Here is a 20,161-nt window from a genome sequence, read left to right on the forward strand (position 1 = left end):
AGCCTCCCTTTAGTGGTTAAACAAACGTTTGATTATAAGTAGGATTCAGTTGCGACGAGGATGATCTCTGTCTCGCCACTAAAATCATTGATAAATTGATGGGAATCGGAAGCAGAAAAATAGATGGATTCCCCTGCTTCTGCCTGATAGGAGCGGGTGCCAATTCGTATGGATACCCTTCCTTTCAGCACATATCCGAATGTTTCAGAGGAAGACGCTTCGAATTGTTTAAACTCTCCTTTTTCTTCAAAAGAGAGGATAATCGGGTCCATTTCTTTTTCGTTGGATTCAGGAACCAGCCATCTTATGGAATAGCCCTTTTCTTCATCCTTATATTCGGTTTGTTCCTCTTCAGCATAAACGACTTTTTGAACGTCATCTCCTGCATGAAAGAACTTTTCCGGGCTGCACCCCAAAACTTCCAGTATATTAAAAAATGTATCCAGCGAAGGTGAACTTAAATCTCTTTCCAGCTGCGAAATATACCCTTTGCTTAAATCTGTGCGTTCCCCAAGCTCCCCTTGAGTCAATCCGCTTTTTAATCGCAGGTTCTTTATTTTCTTCCCAATTTGCATACAGGATCCTTCTTTTCTTTTTAGAATGGCTTGAAGAAGTTTTGTATTCCCTTACTAAAAGTTTACTTTAAGCATTTCTTATTATAATCTTTTCATTTAATTTTTCAACAGGACGGGACAAACCGCAAGCGCCTGGAAGGAATGAAGTTCTGCTAAATGCGCGACGTCCTTCTGCAGTAAAGAACTAACTGACCAGCATCCTGAGGTCCTCAGCACTTCGAGGGGCTAGTCCCTTGAACTGGATCAGGAAATGCGATGCATCCGCTAGGACCTGTTTCATCCTTTCCTACACAACAAAAAAACACACCGTATCCAATACGGTGTGCGCATCTCACTATACTTTTTCCAGAAAATACACATTTCTCGTTTCGATAAGAGGTGCGATGGTTTCCCGGTAAGCTTTGTAATGATCTGAAGCGATGTGGGCGTCTACTGCCTTTTGATCTTTCCAGTTTTCATAAAAGACAAAAATGGCCGGGTCGTCCTTTGAGCGGTGAAGATCGTAGCTGATGCAGCCTTCTTCTGCTCTGGAAGGGGCAATCACTTTTTTCATTTCTTTAAAAAGATTCTCTTCCATTCCAGGTTTTGCCTTCATGATGGCGTTGATCGTGATTTGGGACATGCTCATTCCTCCTAGCTTTTACGATTTCACTATAAAACAAAATACTCCGGGTTAGGTAACCATCTGCTTGTACATTCCAATGTTTAATCTTTCACCAACTCGGTTATTCAAACACTATGGCTAAAAGTCACTTAATAAAAAGGAGTTTTATACATGAATCGGTTTACTATACCCCGCGACATCTTTTTTGGAGAAAATGCTCTTGAAAAACTGAAGGAGCTTGAGGGGAAAAAAGCAGCCGTTGTCATCGGCGGAGGCTCCGTTAAAGAAAACGGGCACCTGGATAAAATTCTATCCTATCTTTCTGAGAAAGATATTGAAACAAAAGTCATTGAAGGCTTTTCAGGCGAACCTGAAGTTGAGATGGCACGCGAAAAGGCGAAAGAGCTTGACGGCTTTGACCCGGATTGGATCATTGGTGTCGGCGGCGGATCCCCTATGGATGCTGCCAAAGCCATATGGATTTTCTATGAATATCCGGAAATAGAATTTGAAGAAACCATTAAACTGTTCAATCTGCCTCCGCTTCGGAAGAAGGCTAAATTCATCGGCATACCGACCACGAGCGGTACGGCATCTGAAATTTCAAATCTATCCGTCATTACGGATGGAAAAACCGGAATCAAATATCCGATTGCAAGCTTTGAGCTGACTCCGGATATGGCAATTATTGATCCGGTCATGGTAGAAGATTTACCTGAAAAACTGATTGCTTACAGTGGAATGGATGCCGTTACCCATAGTATTGAATCATATGTGGCGAAGCCCAGAACGGTTTTCACCGATTCCCTTGCCATTGAAGCAGCTGAAATATTGAAGGATCATCTTGTGTCTTCCTATAAAGGCAATAAGGAATCCCGGGAACAGGTACACTATGCACAGGCAATGGCTGGAATGGCTTTTTCCAACGCCGTCCTCGGAAACGTGCACAGCATGGCGCATAAAAGCGGCCCGACCTTTGAAGTCCCGCATGGCTGTGCAAACGGCATTTATTTGCCATATGTCATTCAGTTTAACCGTACCGTTTCTGCAGACCGGTTTGCGGCTATCGCAAAACGGCTCGGCTTAAACGGCGAAACGAGCGAAGAATTGACGGATGCACTTGTAAACTGGGTTCGTTCATTGAATGAAGCAATGAATGTCCCTAACTCTTTGAAAGAATACGGCATCTCAGAAGAGCTGTTCACTAAACATGTGGATGAAATGGCTAAAAATGCACTAGAGGATCCATGCACGTCAACAAATCCTCGCGAAACATCAGAAAACGAAATGAAGAAGCTTTTCCAGGCTGCTTATTATGGAGAAGACGTGACCTTTTAATTCAAAGTCCCGAGAGCATAGGCTCTTGGGGCTTTTTATCATTTCATTCTTCATCCTTAAAGATTTCTGCGAGCAGCTTCTCCCGGTGATCCAGGAAATACTTGGTCAGCTGATAATGCTCCGTTCGCTCATACTCCGTTTCAACAATTTCCCCATCACCAAAAAGACGGATTGAGGCATTAGGGTAACCGAGCAGAATAGGAGAATGGGTCGCAATGATAAACTGCGCTTCTCCTTCTCTGGTCAGATCATGGATGATCCTTATTAAGCTGAGCTGCCGTTGAGGGGATAATGCGGCCTCCGGTTCATCTAAGAGGTAAATGGCATTTCCGCTCCCGAGCCTGTTCGTGAAAAGAGACAGGAAAGACTCCCCGTGGGATTGATGATGAAGGGATTTGCCGCCATAGCTTTCCAGTGCGGACGGATGCATTTTTGCCTGCTCATCGATGTGGCTTGCAAATTGAAAAAACGATTCCGCTCTAAAAAAGAACCCGCTGCTCGTTTTCGGAAACCATGACAGCTGAAGGTACTCCCCGAGATCCGATTGGGAAGCATCCGCATCGTAAAAATTGCTGCGGCTTCCCCCTGCTGTATTAAATCCGCATTGATAGGCAATGGCTTCGAGCAGCGTTGACTTCCCGGATCCATTTTCACCGCAGAAAAAAGTCACACTGGAGTCAAATACAAGCTCTTTTATATTCCGGATTGCCGGGATCGAGAATGGATAGGCATTCGGTAAGCTGCTGTTGGAATGCCTTAGTCGGATGCTTCTCAAAAACAAACGGATGCCCTCCCTTTCTTTTTTCTCCCATTATAACTTACTTGGGCATTCCGGCTTAAATTTGGTTCTGCTTGCCTTTTTTCGCAGCAAACGGGTATAAAGAGAGTATGAACTTAAAATCTGACCACTCTGCACAGAGTTTATCTTAAAGGAGGAATGCTGGATGTTTACAGCAAAACAGGAGTTTATAGATGAATGGAACCGGGAAGCCCAGGCGACAGAACGAATTTTGAACACGCTTACCGATGAGTCATTGGCACAGGAAATTTCTCCGGGCTACAATCATCTCGGGGGACTGGGATGGCACATAACCGTAGCCATACACAGCTTGCTTTCTCAAACAGGACTTCAATTCCAGCATCCCGCCCATATTGAAACGGTGCCGGAATCGGCTGAAGAAATTGCTTCCGCCTACAGCAGCACCAGCAAGTCAATGGTTAAAGCCGTTCAGGAACAATGGTCTGACGAAACATTAAATGAAACCCGGGAGTTCTTCGGAAACGAGCGTCCTGTTCAATCCATCCTCCGTGATTTAATTCAGCACCAGGCCCATCACAGAGGACAAATGACTGTTCTGATGCGCCAGGCAGGCCTTAAAGTGCCGGGGGTATATGGCCCAAGCAAAGAAGAATGGGCCAATTTAAATTCTCTTGGCTAAAGCTAAGCTGACAGTTTTGTCAGCTTTTTGCATGCAGGTGAAGAAATGAACCTTTTCGTCATTTCCGATACTCATATACCGAAACGGGCCAAAGCTCTCCCGGACCACGTTAAAGCTCAGGCTAAATCTGCTGATGCGATTATTCATGCTGGGGATTTCCTTAACCTGGATGCGTACTATGATCTGTGCAGATATGGACCTCCCGTATATGCTGTTTATGGGAACGCCGATGATAAAGAACTGAAAGAAGTGCTTCCATCCCGGCTGATTTTGAACCTAAATGGTTTTGCTCTCGGTGTTGTCCACGGGCATGAGGGAAAAGGGGCAACTACCGAAAAGCGGGCATTGAATGCCTTCGGTAACGAGAAGCTGGACAGTTTGATTTTTGGCCATTCCCATATTCCCATCAGCAAACAGCAGGATGGGGTTCTTCTTTTTAATCCCGGCTCTCCTACGGATAAAAGAAGACAGGCCCTTTTTTCATATGGGATCATAAGGCTGGAAGAAGAAATATATGCTAAACACGTTTTTTTCAAGCCCTGAGAGGTGAACTGATCTGCAGTACTTGAAAAAAGGGTATACTACACAAGAAAAAACAATGATGGAGGCTGAAAAAATGAAACCATTTACGGTAACGTTCCACAAAGAAGATCAAACAGAGGATATGACGGTTTACCATTTATCAGAGGAAGACTTCAGCACGCAAACGGAGGGCGGCACCCGCCATTTATTCGATTTGGATACAAATGTAGGGTATTTCGTATTTTTTGATGCGGCAGACCAAAATGGCAAGGAATCCTACCTGGTCCTTCATTATGAGGAAAACGAAGAGGACCCATCTGCATGCTATGGCTTTGAACTTAAAGACTTTTATCAGTTCACCGCTCTTTATCTGAACGACCTGGAGTTTAACGAAGAACAGGAAGCAGCCGGCGAAGATGAGGAAGTGTACGGACCGATTCATCATCTGGCTCATCTGATGTTTCATATTGTGGAAGAAGCAAATAAATCCATCTAAGCAAAAAGGCTGCACAAATCGGGCAGCCTTTTTCTATTCTTCTCCCGGTTCCTCAGGCAAATGCTGAAGACAGTATGCGGCAACTATTGCTTCCTCTTCCTCATCGAGAGCAAAGTCAAAGCTTTGTCCGGTTTCTTTTTCATAAAATTGATAGTGGGTTATGCGTCCTTGTTCATCCTCTATCAGATAAATAACCCGTAAGTAAATTCCGTTTTCAGAGAAGAGCTCATCGTCCTCAGGAACCTCCAGATCAAGCAAAAATTCATACCGTTCACCTGGTAAAATCCCAAACGGATCCTCAAGCAATTCGGCTTCATGGCTTTTAATCGCAAGCATTTTTTGCACCATCCTTTCACCCGGATTATACACAACTTCCACTGACAATGAAATATCGTGTGTATGAGGAAGGCAAAAAGGGAATGGTTTACTATGCATCTTAGCAACGGTGCATGGACATCGAAAGGAGCGATTCAGCTTGAGCACCAAACTTACCGAATTGGCAGAAGAGGTAGCAGGCAAGTCATTCGATCCGGCAGAGAAAACGCAGGAGCATACGTCAACAGGTTTAGAGATTACCCACGATCAAATCAGTGACCACTATTCAGCCGGAACCATCGATCAGGGAATAAAAGATAAAACTGAAAAATGAAAAGCAGAACGAGGGCCTTGGCTCTCGTTCTTTTGTATTTCAGGTGCTGAATCCGGCGGGATATTTTACAGAATTAATAAACAACAAGGAAATCCACTTTTGTAAGCGAATACATTAGAGAGTGCCTATAGGAGGGATGCTACCTTGAAAACAATGATTTCATTATCCAACCGATTGATGCAGCGCTATTTGCCCGACCCATTCTTGTTTGTCGTCATCCTGACTTTCGCTGTCTTTTTGCTGGGACTCCTGTTCACCCCAAGCTCTCCTTTGCAAATGGTTCAGTTTTGGGGAGACGGTTTTTGGGCGCTTCTCAGTTTTTCCATGCAAATGGTTTTGGTTTTAGTGACCGGGCATGTTCTTGCCAGCAGCCCATTTTTCAAAAAGGTGTTGAGTGCGATGGCCAGTACCGCAAAAACGCCTGGCCAGGCCATTGTATATGTAACCCTCGTTTCTATGGCCGCCAGCTGGATCAACTGGGGATTTGGATTAGTCATCGGGGCCCTTTATGCAAAAGAGCTGGCCAAAAAAGTAGAGAAAGTAGACTATCGCCTGCTGATTGCCAGTGCTTACAGCGGCTTTGTAATCTGGCATGGGGGCTTCTCCGGTTCGATTCCGCTTACGATTGCAACAGAAGGCCACTTTTCTGAAAATCTAATCGGAGTCATCCCGACAAGTGAAACGATTTTCGCCCCATTTAATCTGATGATAATGGCTGCGCTATTCATTACTCTCCCCATCGTTAACAGGCTTATGATGCCGGGCAGAGATGAAACCGTATCGGTTGATCCTGCTCTTTTGGAGGAATCGTCATATGAAGCCGCAGCCATAGAAAAAGAGGCCATGACTCCCGCTCTTCGTCTTGAAAACAGCCGGCTCCTCTCCCTTCTGATTGGGGGGTTAGGTCTGGTTTTCCTAATCAGCTACTTCATCAGCGAAGGGTTCTTGATTAATCTCGATATAGTAAACTTTCTTTTCCTGTTCCTCGGGATTCTCTTTCACGGTACACCTAAACAGTACCTTCTTGCTGTAAATGAAGCAGTAAAAGGAGCAGCCGGGATTATCATTCAGTTCCCTTTTTACGCGGGTATTATGGGTATGATGGTGACATCGGGCCTGGCAGCTGTCATCTCTGAAGGCTTTGTGTCCATCTCAAATCCTCAGACATTTCCGCTATTCGCATTTTGGAGTGCAGGAATTGTGAACATCTTCGTTCCGTCCGGTGGAGGGCAATGGGCTGTACAGGCACCGGTTATGCTGGATGCGGCGAAAACCCTTGATGTCTCTATGGCTAAAACGGCTATGGCTGTTGCTTGGGGCGACGCCTGGACCAATATGATCCAGCCATTCTGGGCACTCCCAGCCCTTGCCATTGCGGGACTGAAAGCAAAAGACATTATGGGGTTCTGCGTCTTTGTTCTTCTCGCAAGCGGAATCATCATCTCCCTGGGATTGCTGTTTTTATAAATGGTTAGAGGCTTCCTGGTTAAGGAAGCCTCTTTTCTATTAGCTGACGATTTTTGCGGGGTTTTGAAACGTGCCCCACTGTTGCTGTATACCCGTGAATGGTGAGAACGCTGTCAAGGGGTTTTTGAACACTTCGAGACTGCTTATCTTGGGTCATTGGGATACGGGGGATGCCTATTTATCAGAAAGGGTGGTGTCTCTTATTTTTCGAAGTTTTTTCTTGAAGAATGGGCTTTTTTTATTTTAAAGGGCTTTTTCAGCTGCACGAGTACCGAATCCAACTGATATCAGCGGATTTGCCCCGGGATGACAGAAATTCGACCGGTTCGTGTTCCTATTTCAGAAGGAATTTTTCATTTATTGTCCGTATTGCAGGATATATTGTCCGAACTCGAATTTTATTGTCCGTACTTTGCTTTTATTGTCTCAACTTCCTTTTTATTGTCGGTACTTTCAATATAAAGACTTTTCGACAAAATTCGTCATTTCTTTCCTTTTGGAACCAAAAAGGAGCTGACATCATCAGCTCCTTCTTTCCCGAATATTATTCTTCCGGTTTAAATGTTTGGCAATCCGTTTCATGACTTGAATCGGCTTTGGTTCCTTTATGACTGACTACGTAGATTTGCTTAGCACCGCACTTGCTGCCTTTCATGTTGTAGACACAATTGCTGACTTCACACAATACGTCCTGAGCCACAGTTCCCACCTCCAAAACCGTTTTTAAGAGATCATGACAATAGCTTATTATATAGATACCCCATTCTAAATTTTGAAAACGAATAAACCCGAACTTCATTGCAGCCGGGCTGATGGGCTGATTAGATAAGATGACACCGCCGTTAAGGACATAAGCTCAGCGCTTCTTTTCATCCGGCGTAACGTAAAAAGGGACCAGAGCGTAAGGCTCTGATCCCTTTTTTATTTCCTGATATCCGATAATGATTACTCTTTGACCCAATTTGCGATCATTTCAATATCCGCTGCTTTGAGGGTTGTAAATACCGGACATCTTGAATCTGTTTTTTCTTTTAATTCCTGAATGCGGTCATCGGATTCAGTTGTTTTAACTTTCGCATTAATTGTAATTTTGTTGAAGTAAGGGCGTACGTTTTCATCACCCATCATGCCTCTTGGGTCCAATTCACCGCTGATATCAAAATCAATGCCCTGCAAGTCAAAGTTCATTTCTTTTGCCACCATTCCTGCAACGACTGTTTCACAGCCTGATAGTGCACCAAGAAGTGTTGCCAGTGGATTAGGTCCTTCGTCTTTTCCTCCCATTGAGGCAGGCTCATCTATAATCAAGGTATGGTTTTTTGAGGTTACTTTCGTTTGTACACCTTCAGAAACGGATGTTATACGTTCGATCATTTTACTCATTATTCTTCCTCCTTAACATCACATTGTACCAACTGGTAGGTACAATGTGAGAATATCATATTTGTTTCTCTCCGAGCGAAGAAAATGCTTATACTTTCTTAAGCTCTAGCTGGCTGCGAATAACAGAAACTACCTCTTCTAAGGTTTTCAAATCTCTGTCATTTTTCATCAGCATAATCCCGCCTTCTATTTGCGCTACAATTGATAAGGCATGACTGCGAAGATTGACAAAAGGCTTAAATGAAGTGCACTCAGACAAATCTTTTAGCACGGCCTCCAGAGCTTTAGCCCACTTTCGGAAAAAGCGTTGAATTCTTCATCGTGCTCACTCATTTCTAATGCAAGATTCCCAATTGGACACTCCGAATAGTCGTTTGCCTGCTTATGATATCCAATAATCCAGTTTAGCATTCCACTCAATTTTTCTTGAGGAGCACCATCCGCTTGAATGATTCCCACAATCTTCTCTTCCCACTTCCGTGTAAGCTGTTCAACGACAGCCAGCCCTAAATCATATTTCGAAGAATAAAACTGGCCCTTTCCAATGTGGGCGTAAGTCATAATATCATTTACCCCGGCAGCCTTATAGCCCTTTGAATGGATGACTTCTCTTGCCTGCCTGATGATCTCTTCTCTTTTAGACATTTGTTTCACTCCCCAAGAAGCAATAAACAGCTATTTAACACCCCTCAGGACCGCAAGCTGGCGCTGCATCATCAGAGTTTTTAGCTTGTTTTAAGTCATCTACCGCCTCAACGAAGCGTTTCAATCTCTCTGGTGACTGAGCACCCATTGTCATTTCACCTTCATACTCGTAGGTTGGTACACCCTGCACCCCAATTTTGTGAGCATGTTCAATTTCTTCCAGTACAGCCGGCAAATATTTTTCCTGTCTGAGTGCTTCTAAAAATTCACTTTCGTCCATACCCAATGAGGAAACCACACCGCCTAGTACGTCAAGATTTCCTATATCATGCCCTTCAATCCAGTAAGCATGAAAAACGGCATTGCGGTATTCAGCTGATTTCCCTTTTTCTTCAGCATAATGAAGTCCCATCATAGCTATTCTGGAATCGCTCGTTACCGTTGTCAGTACATCCGGCTTCATGTCAATTCCGTACTTTTCAGCCAAATGATTTACACTATCCTGGGCTTGCTTCATATAAGGACTGCCTGGATCCGGCTGACCTTCAGGATGGAGTTCAAATTCCTTCCATTCAATTTCAAGATCTGGAACCATTTCCTGGACACGTTCTGCATTTACTTTTCCTATATAGCAAAACGGGCAGATAAAATCTGAATAAATCGTTAATTTTTTAGCAGCCAATTTCTCTTCCTCCTTATTCCCGGATTGTGTTACCGGGCAATAAACTTATTGTAAAAAGGATGGTGGAGCCTGTCTAATCATCTGTTTTTGAATGTAAAAAGCCGGGAAATGTCCCGGCTTTAGCTTTATATATCCCGCAGCGCTTCTTTTATATCTTTGCTGCCGCTGATTAAATCAAAAGACCGGTTAATCGTGGTTTCAGCAGTCAGCGATTCTGCAATCACTCTCGCTACATCTGCACGCGGAATGGAACCGCGCTCCAGGTTTTCAGCAGCGGCTATTTTTCCGGTCCCTGCTTCATTGAGCAGGCCTCCGGGCCGGACGATTGTATAGTCCAAACCGCTCCGCTCAAGCTCCTTGTCCGCATAATGCTTAGCCGCATAGTAAGGAAGAAGCTTGTCATTCCAGTTCTCACGGTTATGGGCCTGTAAGGCACTCACCATGATAAACCGCTGAACTCCGCTGTTTTTTGCGGCTTCAATCAGCTTTCCCGCACCATCAAGATCAATTAGAAGCGTTTTATCCGAGCCTGTGCTTCCTCCTGAGCCCGCTGTAAAGATGACTGCGTCATGCCCCTTTACCGCATTTTCAAGTTCTCCGACTGTTCCTTCCAGATCAGCCAGTACCGTTTCTACGCCGTTTTCAGCAAAAGCGTCTGCCTGTTCCTGTTTTCTAACCATCGCCACCGGGGTGTGCTCCCCTTCGTTTTTAAGGATGTCGACAACCTGCTTTCCAATTTGTCCATTTGCACCTGCGATTAATACTTTCATCTTATTCCTCTCCCTTCAGTTGTTTTTAGCTTGTCCCTATTTTGGCAAAAACGAGCATTGCGTTCAAACAACCTGTTTGGCGGATGCGTTAATTGAACGTTTGTTTAAACGATTTAAGCTTGTGATGCCAGTCCTTTTGGGCGAAAAAATCCTGTATGATCCTCCACTTATTTTCCGTCAGCCTCTCCATCGCTGAATGGATGACGGGGATAAATCGGTCTGCTAGAATAGAGTCAGGAGTTGGAAAGGAAGTTTTTTACATGAATGTGAGCAGGCTGAGATTGGTTCACCCGATTGCATGGAATATTATTTTGGGCACGCTGTTCAGCCGAATGGCGACGTCTATGAGCATTCCGTTTCTGGCCATCTATTTAACCGGCAAATTGGGGGTTTCCCCTTCAATGACAGGGACCATTATCGCCGCCAGCTCGCTTGTCGGGATTGGAGCCAGTTTTTATGGGGGGTATTTGGCGGACCGGTTTGGCCAGAAGCCTGTGCTGCTGATTTCTATTTTCTTATGGAGCTTCGTGTTTGCGGGCTTTGCCCAGTCTTCAGGTGTGTGGATGTTTTTTATCATGAATATGCTGAATGGATTGTGCCGGGCCGTATTTGAGCCGACCTCAAGGGCCATTTTATCGGAAATTACAGAGGAGAAAAACAGGCTGGTGATTTTTAATCTTCGCTATACGGCTATTAATGTCGGGGTTGTATTCGGTCCGATCATCGGACTGCACCTTGGCGCTTCTACGGATCTCACACCCTTTTATTATGCAGCCGGAACCAGTTTTCTTTACGGGCTGACTCTTGTTTATATGCTGACTGCTTACAAAATCGGGTCACCTTCCGCAGGAAAACCTATTGTAACAGTGAAGGAAGCAGTCGGCGTCCTGAGAAAAGATACGGTTTATTTACTCGGATTGATTGGGATCATTTTATCGATTGCGGGATTTTCACAGTTCAGCTCTACTTTGCCGCAATTTTTCGCGAGCTCGCCTAAAATAGAGGATGGCGCCCAGTTCTTTTCGTATATGCTGACATTCAATGCGGTCATTGTGATTTTGATTCAGTATCCGCTGATCCGGTTCGGGAAAAAATACAGCCCTGTTGTTTCGATCATGGCCGGCAACCTTCTCATATCGATTAGCCTTATCTGCTTCAGCTTAACGGATCAGCTTGCTGGAATCCTTGGCATTGTTGTTTTGTTTACTATTGGAGAGGTCTTAATGTTTTCGATGACCGATCTTTTTGTAGACCAGCTCGCGAAACCCGGGCTCAAGGGCTCTTATTTTGGAGCCATGGGCTTCACAGGACTGGGTGGAGTGATCGGCCCTTTTGCGGGAGGAGTACTGCTTGATTTTTTCGGAGCTGCGCAGCCATTTCTCCTTTTTGGATTACTTGCTTTGATGACGGCCATTGGCGTTCCGCTGCTTTACAGAGCCCATCAAATAAGCGTTCGGCACGCTGCTGTACCGATTGAAGCAAAAGCCGTCCAGCGCTAGAAGACAGGACGGCTTTTTGTTCTGCTATTTTTTCTCAATGACGATAAAACAGGTGCTGTCTGGAAGACTGACCCGGTTCATGCCGTTATCAAAAATCTCAATCTTTTTAAGTAAATGCTCTTCATAGCCTTCCTGCAAATAATGCTCAAAAACCAGGATTTCAGCTTCGCTCCCGAGCGTTTCGGCAATGAACTGCCGAAAACCGGACGGTGTAAAGTAACCGAATTGTTCCTGCACTTCATGGGGATACGCTTCTTCTCCCCATGTGTACGTGTAGAGAAACTCCATTGCATCGTTTATATTCAAGAGGATGGTGTCTTTTCCAGCTCCGCGGTAATCGATCTGCCTTCCTTTGAAATCCTGAACATACCTTTCGAAAAAGGGAAAGCCATCCGGCTCCAGCAAACGAATGATCCTTTCCTGATTTTCAGGCTCTGACATGATGCCGTCACGAATAATAATCCGGCCTTTGCTGCTAAGGGTCCTGAACGAGCTCCGCAAGGTTTCGGCAATCACCTCATGATTGAATTTCCTTCCATTATAGGGAATATAGGAAAACATTTCGTGGAGTATAGATGAGAAAACAATGGTATCTACTCCCTGTTCCCATACATTTTGCTCAAGCTTCAGGGCATCCCCCTGCATAACTTCCCATGCTGCGTTCTCTCTTTGCTTTTTCCGCTTCAGCTCTTCAACGACATTGACGGCAATATCGATTCCAATCACCCTTGCTTCAGGATGATGGCGGGTGAGAAGGTCCAGCATCACCCCACCCCCAGGGCCAATGTCAATCATTGTCCTTCCGACTGCGTAATCTGAAATTTTCTTTTTAAAATCATGGGAGCTGTTCATATCATTCAAGTACGTCTGCTCATTGTTAAGGCGGTCATACGCATCCTTCCTAAAACGAAACAAATCATACAGGAGAACAATGGCACGATCATATAGCGGTGATTTCTCGGCCTCCTGGCAAAACTCGATCAGCTTCTCTCCTGCTGATGAGAAAGCAAAACGGACGGCCATCATTTCATTCCCGGGATGCAAAGGAACAGCCGAGAGCTGGACATGGGCATTTGCGGGCCAGCTGCCGGCAAGGATGTCCTCAATCGAACGCTCGGCCAAAAAGGATTCGATGATTCTTTTTTTGTAGATGTTCACGGTCTTCTTCCCTTTGTAATCATAGTAAAGCTCCTTCATCATGAGCTCAAAGGAAAGCTGCTTAACGATGTAGCCGCGCGTCTGGCTTTCAGACAGCAGAAAGATTTTCACGAATTCTTCAAAGGTAAAATCATGGAGTGCCGCTTCTACATACCACAAGTCCACATCTTTAAAAAAAGCCGAGAGCCGGTCTTCCGCGTGAGGGATTTCTTTTATGTACGTTTGATAAACGGCAGAAAAGTCTTCGCCGGAATGAGATGCTTTTGTTCTCAGTCTTCCCATTCTTTCTTCAAGGCTCTGCTCCCTGTCCGTTTCCCCCGCACTAATCCAGCCGATAACCTGTTCCATTTCCCCCTCGGCCGATTTCCAGATTTCTTTTGCCACTCCCTCAACAATGCAGCGATTTAAAGCAAAAAGAAGGTCTTTCATATTTTCCTTGCTCTCCGTCACCCGTTGTGCCAGCGGAATAATAGAGGTATAGCGGACCTCTCCCCGGATGTACTGGCCAGCCAAACCGTGAGTCAATATTAGAAGGTAAACCAGTTCTTCCCGTTCTCTGCTTCTTTTCCATGCAGGGAGCTTTTCCATTTCATCCGCGTAAATTTGAGCAGATCCGATATTATGGATGGCCAGCTGAAAGCCTTTCTCCAGCCACTCCCTTCGCTGATGGGGGAGGCCGCATTTTGCGGTTTCACTCCAGACGAGGACCTCCTCGATTATCCTTTTTTCCTCTTCCTTCAATGCGAGGCTGTTTAAAATCTTCAAGGTTTGCTCGACGTAATCCAGCACTGGATTTTCGGCAATGGATCCCAATGATTCCACTTGCTCGAGGTTCACATTTTTTTCTTTAGTCAAAGAAAGGTATTTTAGCCATGGATACTCCCGCAGCAATAGGGTATGACCGGATTTCAGGCTGCTGATAGCGTTTAAGGAAGAAAGCACTGTGTTCGCTCCTTTATCTAGAAAGATACTTCTTTATCATACCTTTTCCTGAAAGCAGGTAAAAGGAATGTCTAAGATGCTGTCCTCATAGACTGAGAGTACAGAAGGGAGCTGGGACAGATGCTTGAGTGGAGTGCTGCTATAGCGGCGGCCGCCTTTACGATTCTGGTACTCTACCTGATTCGTACGCTGCGCAAGGTCATGAAAACCCTTGCCGAAACAGAAAAGACGCTATCTGATGCACGGGGCGCTGTAAACAGTCTGACGGGAGAAGCGGAAGGTTTAATCCATTCTGCGAACCAGATTTCGGATGATTTAAAAGGAAAAATGAAAGCAGTGGATCCATTAGTGGAATCAGCACATGACGTTGGCGAGGTCATCCAGAATGTAACAAGCTCCGTAAAGAGGGCTACGGCTCAGAAGCCAAAGCCGAAAACCATTAATCAGGAATCGAAGCCTGTTCAGATTAAACTGAAGTAATCGATTTCAGGGGTGAAATCCGGCAGTTTTCAAACGTGGGGGGCGCCTCCACCCCGGTCTTCCGATGCAAAAAAAGTGCTCAGAGTATTCTGAGCACTTTTTCCGTATTTGCGGGGTCCCCTCACTCCTATACAGCACGAAATCTCCGGCACCCTCCGATCAAGAGTTAAATGAAATGTTATCTGTCTTCAAGTTCATCCTCAGCAGAAATGGTTCTCCATTTTCCAACCGCATTGTAAAGGGCGGGAATAAAGACAAGCGTCAGGAGAGTGGATGTTGTCAATCCTCCGATGACCGCAATAGCGAGTCCTTTCGAGATGACTCCTGATGCAGAATCAGATAAGGAAAGGGGCACGAGCGCAAATATCGTTGCAAGTGCAGTCATTAGAATCGGGCGAAGACGGGTTACAGAAGCTTCTATAATGGAATCAGTCAGCCCCATTCCGTCTTTCCTGTTGCTTTCCGCCCTGTCGAGCAGCACCACGGCGTTTGTCACAACAATTCCAATGAGCATCAGCATACCAATCATTGCCGGCATGGATAACGTTTCTCCGGTAATGAGCAGTGCTGTAAGTGACCCCACCGGAATAAAAATTAGGGATGACAGAATGACTAGCGGAGTGAGTATTCCTCCGAATGTTATCCCAAGCACCAGAAAGACGAGGACAACTGCTGCAAGCATCGCAAGTCCGAGGTCTTCAAGCCCTTCAGAAATCATTTCCTGTCCGCCGCCTACCTCTAAATCTACATTGTCGGGGAGCTTCAGAGATTGAAGATCCTGCTGAAGGTCCTCTGTGACCCGGGCAGTGTCTCCTGTTTTGATGATACCGGAAACCATGGCCTGGGTACGTCCATCTTCATGACGGATCGAAACTGGCACTTCAGCCTCAGTGATCTCCATTAATACCCCCAGTTCTTTTTCTCCTTCCTGTGTCTGGATCGTCAAGCTCTGTATGTCCTCTTTTGAAGCGGGAGTTTCGTCAAAGGCCAGTTCTAAATCCCATTCTTCTTCATTGATGGTCACCGTGCCATCCTTGATGCCATTAACGCGCTCACTGATTGGCTGTGAGATTTGGGTTGGCTGGATGTTCAGATTCCTGCCCTCTTCACTCAAGGCGAAACTATATTTTGTCTGGGTTTCTTCCATATCATTTTGAATGGTTTTTAAACGTCCGTCTTCTGCAAGCAAGTCTTCCACTTGTCCGGATGCGCTGCGGAGGCTTTCGAGATGATTACCGTAAAGGCTTACCTCAACACTGTTGCCGGATGGCGGTCCATCTTCCTGGACTTCTGCAGCGGTAACGATTGCTTCTTTAGCATCTTCTTTTGCCAGGCTGCTGATTTTATTTTCATATTTTTCAAGAGCCTGGTTCATATCTGTTCCTTCTTTTAATTCAATGAAAAAGACCGCTGTGTTTTCGGAGCTTCCTTTTCCAGCATCTTCAAAGGAACGTATTTCCGAGAATCCGATTGATGCCTGGCTGTAGGCGATATCCTTTTCATCGTTTAAATCCTCTTCGATTTTCTTTGCTGTTTCATTCGTTTGCTCAAGGGTTGCACTCTCTGGCAATTCCACTTTCACCTCTAGCGATGTTGCCTGACCGGTCGGGATAAAGGAAAGCCCGATTACAGGGATCGCTGCGAATGAACCAATTAGAAGCACAATAGACGCCGCAAATACAAGCACTTTCCGCTTTAGCGCACCACGAAGAAATTTCTCATATGCTCCGGCCCACTTCGCTTTATGCTCTAATGGCTTCACTTTTTTAAACAGCCCGCTTCCGAGAACCGGAATAAGCATGATGGCGACAATAAGAGAAATGGAGATGGAAAATACGACGGCCAGACTAAACGGCCGGAAAAACTCTCCCAGAATTCCGCCTACAAAAGCGAGCGGCAGAAAAACAATCAAGGTTGCTATTGTAGAGGAAGCGATTGGTCCCATTACTTCTTTAACGGCCTTGAAAACGAGAGGCTTCTGAGGCATATCCGGATGCTTTTGTTTCCATCGGTATATATTTTCGATGACAACGATACTGTCATCTACAATCCGTCCTATGGCAACCGCCATTCCTCCAAGCGTCATGATGTTCAAGGTGTAGTCGAATTGATTGAGCAAAAGAATTGTACCGAGAATGGAGACCGGCAATGATACAACCGCTATAATGGTTGCCCTGAAATTACGGAGGAACAGCAGAATGATGAGAACCGTAAACAGCGCTCCGTATCCGCCTTCCTTTAGAAGGGACTCGATTGATTCTTCCACCTCCGCACCTTGATCGGCTACGGTATGAAGGGTGTAGTCCTGATCGGCTGCGGCTTTTTCTGCCGTTTCTCTTACAAGCTTTGCGGTTTCCGCGGTATTGCCTTCCTGCGTCTTTGTTACCTGCAGAATAATACTGTCTTTACCGTTATAACGGGCTATATTTGATTTATTTTTTACCGTGGTAATGTCCGATATGTCCGATAAAAGAACAGGGGCTGACTCACCCTGGGCCTGTTCTGAACCTTGGCTCTGCTGCCGGGCTTGGCCGGTTTCCGTACCTTGAGCAGGAGCTTGCTGAGGGGGCTGAGCTTGCCGGCTGAGGGAGGCGCTGCTTTTCACTTCAATATTTTTCAGCTCCTCCAAATCCCCGATGCTGCCTTCGACCTGCAGCGGTGTTTTTTCTCCATCCTCTGTAAGGGTCCCTGCGGGTATTTTGTATTGCTGATTTTCCACTGCAGACTGTACGTCTGCAAGGCTGATACCTTTCTCGGCCGCTTTTTCTTCGTCCACTTCAATCTTTAAGGAGTCAGTCTCCACACCGGTCAGCGTCACCTGCTGGACTCCCTCTTTCTCCTCCAATTCTGGAACGACTGTGTCCTCTATATAGGCTTGCATTTCCCTCAGGTCATTCCCTGAGAAGGCGGCTTTATAGATTGGCTGCATATCGATTGAAAGCGTTCGGACTTCTGGTTCATTGGCCTTTTCAGGAAGGCTGGCCTGTCCGATTGCTTCCTCTATTTCTGCTTTTGCTTCATCCAGGTCTTTCCCGTATTCGTACATGATTTGGAAGACAGCTGCATTTTCAGAGCTTTCACTCGAAACCGATTCATAGCCTTTTACGTTGAGAAGCTTTTCCTCAATCGGCTTCGTTACGGATTCCTCAACCTCCTCAGTCGAAGCGTTTGGGTAAACGGCCTGTACTGATATGACCGGGAACGTGACATCAGGGTACGTTTCTGTTTTTATGCTTTGAGTTGCCGCCAAGCCGCTTGCCAGTACAAGCACGGTTAGGATCAGGACGGCAATTGCATTTTTTAGACTGAATTTTGTAAACCGGTTCAAGTTCATGTTCTTTCCTCCTCTATATTTGGGAACATCTTCAATATAGTCCGGAAATATGAACTGGATATGAACTTGTGATCCTTTTTATCAGCTGCAGCCTTCAGTGATTAATTCTTATCCTTCGGCAATCTTACTGTAACCAGCGTCCCTTCTCCAGGCTCACTTTCAATTTGAATGCCGCCATCATGCAGCTCCACAATCCGCTTGACAATCGATAGCCCGAGTCCGCTGCCACCATTTTCACGGGTCCGCGCTGGATCAGCTTTGTAAAAGCGGCGGAATATTTTTTCCTGATGCTCTTTGGAAATACCCGCTCCATTGTCCGAAATCCGGATTATGGCCTGCTTTTCATCTGATTCAGCAGTGACACAGATGGTTCCCCTTTCGTCAGTATACCGGATCGCATTTGTCAGCAAATTCATCCATACTTGATTCAGCTGCCGGGAATCTCCTGAAATCGCCACCGGATTAAGCCTCAAATCTACGTTCTGCTGCTTCGCCTTCCATTGCGGCTCAAGGGATGCGGCCGTTCTCCGGATGTGTTCATCCAGCTGGATCTTCTCGGGTTCAAAAGGCGGATGCTCGCTTTCCAATGCTGCGAGCTTCAGCAGGTTTTGGCTTAATTCCGACAGCCTCCTGCTTTCCGTTTCAATAATAGTAAGATATTCTTTCTGCTCCTGCTCATTCTCTATGACGCCATCTTTCAGGGCTTGTGCAAAGCCGCGGATTGATGTCAGCGGGGACTGTATTTCATGCGATACATCTGCTACAAACTGCTTTCTCATGGAATCAAGCTTTCCAAGCTCCCGGGTCATCTGATTAAAGCTTGCCGTAAGATTGCCGAGTTCATCCTTTCTTCTTGAACCGAGCTGAATAGCAAAGTTCCCTCTGGAAAGTTCGTTTGAGGCGGCTGTTAGCTGCTGGATCGGTTTTGTGATGAAGCGGCTGGTGATTAAAAACAGCATACTCCCGATGGCTAGGATCGATATAAGAATAATGCTGAGCACCCTTCTAAAGTCACTAAGAAGCGTAACCAAATTGGGAGAAATAAAGAGGGCAAAGCGCTCCTCGCCCATCCAAATCGGATAGCCATTATATACGAGCGGAGAAGGCGGAGCCGGCCGCCTGTTCGAGTCACTTTTGTAAACGCCCCCGTTTAACACTTTTTTTACCGCTTTTTCTTCCGGTCTCCATGACGAACTGCTGTATTCTACGCTCCCGTCCTTCCTGTAAATCACAGATTTCACATCCAGCTTGGCGAGCAAATCGAGGGATTGTTTCCCCTGGCTGGTGTCCCCGTCTTCATAAGCACCGGCGACTTCCTTAGCCAGAGAAGTAACCTGTCCGTTAAGCTGATCCACCCTGTTTTGCAAATAAAGGTGATCGGCTATGGCAAACGCCAGAACAAGGCTTAATAAAATGGATCCTATAAAGGTTAAAACGATTTGCCAATACAGCTTTTTAATCATTCCCAAGCCTCCAGCCTGTAGCCGAGTCCTCTAACTGTTGCTATTTTCACTGAGGAACCCGCTTCACGAAGCCGATCCCGGACCCTTTTCACATGAACATCCACGGTCCGATCATCCCCCTCATAATCAGCTCCCCAGAATTGTTCGATCATCTCTCCCCGGGTAAAAATCCGATTCGGATAGCTCGCCATTTTAAAAAGAATTTCAAATTCTTTTAAAGGGAGCATCATTTTGCGCCCATCCATCCAAACTTCCTTACTTAAAGCATCCATCGTGATATCTGCTGCTTCAAGTTTGTGTGAGGATTGAATGGCTGCCCGCCTCAATAGTGCCCTTACCCTCAGCACGAGCTCGATTGGATCAAAGGGTTTAACAACGTAATCATCTGTACCGAGCTGAAAGCCTTTAATTTTATCCTCCGGCTCCCCCTTGGCAGTAAGCATCAAAATCGGCATATCATAATAGGTGCGGATTTCGCGGCACAGCTCATACCCATCCATTTTCGGCATCATTAAATCGATAATGGCCAAATCCGCCTTTTCTTTTTCCAGAAGCTGAAGGGCTTCAGCCCCATCTCTCGCAGGCAAAACAACAAAGCCTTCGTTTTTTAAATACACGGTGATTAGTTTTAGAATATGAGCATCATCATCTGCTGCTAAAATGCGGATCATCGGTTCCTTCCTCCTGTGCTGTTCTACTTTTTATGATGCCTTAA

General features: G+C 45.6%; 22 protein-coding genes. 8 read left to right on the plus strand and 14 right to left on the minus strand.

Going from position 1 to position 20,161, the window contains the following annotated elements; all coding sequences use genetic code 11:
• Nucleotides 1–32: 32 nt before the first annotated feature.
• Nucleotides 33–575 (minus strand): helix-turn-helix domain-containing protein, encoded by a 543-nt coding sequence (locus tag ACQCVE_RS16110; protein WP_426845426.1) that lies wholly within the window; start codon nt 573–575, stop codon nt 33–35.
• Nucleotides 576–909: 334 nt separating this feature from the next.
• Nucleotides 910–1,197, minus strand: a complete 288-nt coding sequence (locus tag ACQCVE_RS16115; protein WP_426845428.1) for a putative quinol monooxygenase — start codon at nt 1,195–1,197, stop codon at nt 910–912.
• A 153-nt stretch (nt 1,198–1,350) separates the two neighbouring features.
• Here ACQCVE_RS16115 and ACQCVE_RS16120 point away from each other — a divergent pair, with 153 nt between their 5' ends.
• A complete protein-coding gene (locus ACQCVE_RS16120; RefSeq protein ID WP_426863404.1) occupies nt 1,351–2,517 on the plus strand; it encodes an iron-containing alcohol dehydrogenase in 1,167 nt (388 codons plus the stop codon).
• Nucleotides 2,518–2,560: 43 nt separating this feature from the next.
• Here the strand turns inward: ACQCVE_RS16120 and ACQCVE_RS16125 are convergent, their stop codons facing one another.
• Nucleotides 2,561–3,298 (minus strand): AAA family ATPase, encoded by a 738-nt coding sequence (locus tag ACQCVE_RS16125; RefSeq protein ID WP_426863405.1) that lies wholly within the window; start codon nt 3,296–3,298, stop codon nt 2,561–2,563.
• Between the two features lie 163 nt (nt 3,299–3,461).
• Between ACQCVE_RS16125 and ACQCVE_RS16130 the strand changes: the two genes are divergently transcribed.
• From ACQCVE_RS16130 to ACQCVE_RS16140, 3 genes are all read left to right on the plus strand, one after another.
• On the plus strand, nt 3,462–3,956 hold the full coding sequence (locus tag ACQCVE_RS16130) for a DinB family protein (protein WP_426845433.1): 495 nt from the start codon (nt 3,462–3,464) through the stop codon (nt 3,954–3,956).
• Between the two features lie 45 nt (nt 3,957–4,001).
• Nucleotides 4,002–4,499: a metallophosphoesterase family protein gene (locus ACQCVE_RS16135; protein ID WP_426845435.1), complete on the plus strand. Its 498-nt coding sequence runs from the start codon at nt 4,002–4,004 to the stop codon at nt 4,497–4,499.
• A 73-nt stretch (nt 4,500–4,572) separates the two neighbouring features.
• A complete protein-coding gene (locus ACQCVE_RS16140) occupies nt 4,573–4,974 on the plus strand; it encodes a cytosolic protein (protein ID WP_426845437.1) in 402 nt (133 codons plus the stop codon).
• A 33-nt stretch (nt 4,975–5,007) separates the two neighbouring features.
• On the opposite strand, the gene ACQCVE_RS16145 is transcribed toward ACQCVE_RS16140, so the two are convergent.
• Nucleotides 5,008–5,310 carry a DUF6509 family protein gene (locus tag ACQCVE_RS16145; protein ID WP_426863406.1) on the minus strand — a complete coding sequence of 101 codons (303 nt, stop codon included), beginning with the start codon at nt 5,308–5,310 and terminating at the stop codon, nt 5,008–5,010.
• Between the two features lie 139 nt (nt 5,311–5,449).
• Here ACQCVE_RS16145 and ACQCVE_RS16150 point away from each other — a divergent pair, with 139 nt between their 5' ends.
• Nucleotides 5,450–5,623: a YozQ family protein gene (locus tag ACQCVE_RS16150; protein ID WP_426845441.1), complete on the plus strand. Its 174-nt coding sequence runs from the start codon at nt 5,450–5,452 to the stop codon at nt 5,621–5,623.
• A gap of 144 nt (nt 5,624–5,767) precedes the next feature.
• Complete coding sequence (locus tag ACQCVE_RS16155; protein WP_426863407.1) at nt 5,768–7,090, plus strand: short-chain fatty acid transporter; 1,323 nt, start codon at nt 5,768–5,770, stop codon at nt 7,088–7,090.
• 544 nt (nt 7,091–7,634) lie between these two features.
• On the opposite strand, the gene ACQCVE_RS16160 is transcribed toward ACQCVE_RS16155, so the two are convergent.
• The 6 genes from ACQCVE_RS16160 to ACQCVE_RS16185 form a co-directional block, all read right to left on the minus strand.
• Nucleotides 7,635–7,790 carry a DUF1540 domain-containing protein gene (locus tag ACQCVE_RS16160; protein ID WP_426845445.1) on the minus strand — a complete coding sequence of 52 codons (156 nt, stop codon included), beginning with the start codon at nt 7,788–7,790 and terminating at the stop codon, nt 7,635–7,637.
• 245 nt (nt 7,791–8,035) lie between these two features.
• Nucleotides 8,036–8,473: an OsmC family protein gene (locus ACQCVE_RS16165; RefSeq protein WP_426845446.1), complete on the minus strand. Its 438-nt coding sequence runs from the start codon at nt 8,471–8,473 to the stop codon at nt 8,036–8,038.
• Nucleotides 8,474–8,561: 88 nt separating this feature from the next.
• Nucleotides 8,562–8,744 carry a hypothetical protein gene (locus ACQCVE_RS16170; RefSeq protein WP_426863408.1) on the minus strand — a complete coding sequence of 61 codons (183 nt, stop codon included), beginning with the start codon at nt 8,742–8,744 and terminating at the stop codon, nt 8,562–8,564.
• Nucleotides 8,738–9,118 (minus strand): TetR/AcrR family transcriptional regulator, encoded by a 381-nt coding sequence (locus ACQCVE_RS16175; protein ID WP_426863409.1) that lies wholly within the window; start codon nt 9,116–9,118, stop codon nt 8,738–8,740. Before ACQCVE_RS16175 ends, ACQCVE_RS16170 begins: the two co-directional genes overlap by 7 nt.
• 34 nt (nt 9,119–9,152) lie before the next feature.
• A complete protein-coding gene (locus tag ACQCVE_RS16180; RefSeq protein ID WP_426845450.1) occupies nt 9,153–9,800 on the minus strand; it encodes a DsbA family oxidoreductase in 648 nt (215 codons plus the stop codon).
• A 125-nt stretch (nt 9,801–9,925) separates the two neighbouring features.
• Complete coding sequence (locus ACQCVE_RS16185) at nt 9,926–10,570, minus strand: SDR family oxidoreductase (RefSeq protein ID WP_426845451.1); 645 nt, start codon at nt 10,568–10,570, stop codon at nt 9,926–9,928.
• Between the two features lie 155 nt (nt 10,571–10,725).
• On the opposite strand from ACQCVE_RS16185, the gene ACQCVE_RS16190 reads away from it, so the two are divergent.
• A complete protein-coding gene (locus ACQCVE_RS16190) occupies nt 10,726–12,069 on the plus strand; it encodes an MDR family MFS transporter (protein ID WP_426845453.1) in 1,344 nt (447 codons plus the stop codon).
• Nucleotides 12,070–12,093: 24 nt separating this feature from the next.
• On the opposite strand, the gene ACQCVE_RS16195 is transcribed toward ACQCVE_RS16190, so the two are convergent.
• Complete coding sequence (locus ACQCVE_RS16195; protein WP_426863410.1) at nt 12,094–14,169, minus strand: class I SAM-dependent methyltransferase; 2,076 nt, start codon at nt 14,167–14,169, stop codon at nt 12,094–12,096.
• Between the two features lie 120 nt (nt 14,170–14,289).
• Between ACQCVE_RS16195 and ACQCVE_RS16200 the strand changes: the two genes are divergently transcribed.
• Nucleotides 14,290–14,649, plus strand: coding sequence for a DUF948 domain-containing protein (locus tag ACQCVE_RS16200; protein ID WP_426845457.1), 360 nt, complete (start codon nt 14,290–14,292; stop codon nt 14,647–14,649).
• 178 nt (nt 14,650–14,827) lie between these two features.
• On the opposite strand, the gene ACQCVE_RS16205 is transcribed toward ACQCVE_RS16200, so the two are convergent.
• From ACQCVE_RS16205 to ACQCVE_RS16215, 3 genes are all read right to left on the minus strand, one after another.
• Complete coding sequence (locus ACQCVE_RS16205) at nt 14,828–17,983, minus strand: efflux RND transporter permease subunit (protein ID WP_426863411.1); 3,156 nt, start codon at nt 17,981–17,983, stop codon at nt 14,828–14,830.
• Nucleotides 17,984–18,084: 101 nt separating this feature from the next.
• On the minus strand, nt 18,085–19,446 hold the full coding sequence (locus ACQCVE_RS16210) for a sensor histidine kinase (protein WP_426863412.1): 1,362 nt from the start codon (nt 19,444–19,446) through the stop codon (nt 18,085–18,087).
• A complete protein-coding gene (locus ACQCVE_RS16215; protein WP_426845463.1) occupies nt 19,443–20,117 on the minus strand; it encodes a response regulator transcription factor in 675 nt (224 codons plus the stop codon). The genes ACQCVE_RS16210 and ACQCVE_RS16215 overlap by 4 nt, the downstream gene beginning before the upstream one ends.
• Between the last annotated feature and the right edge of the window lie 44 nt (nt 20,118–20,161).

Source organism: Metabacillus sp. 113a, from assembly GCF_050107635.1.
Classification (GTDB): domain Bacteria; phylum Bacillota; class Bacilli; order Bacillales; family Bacillaceae; genus Metabacillus_B.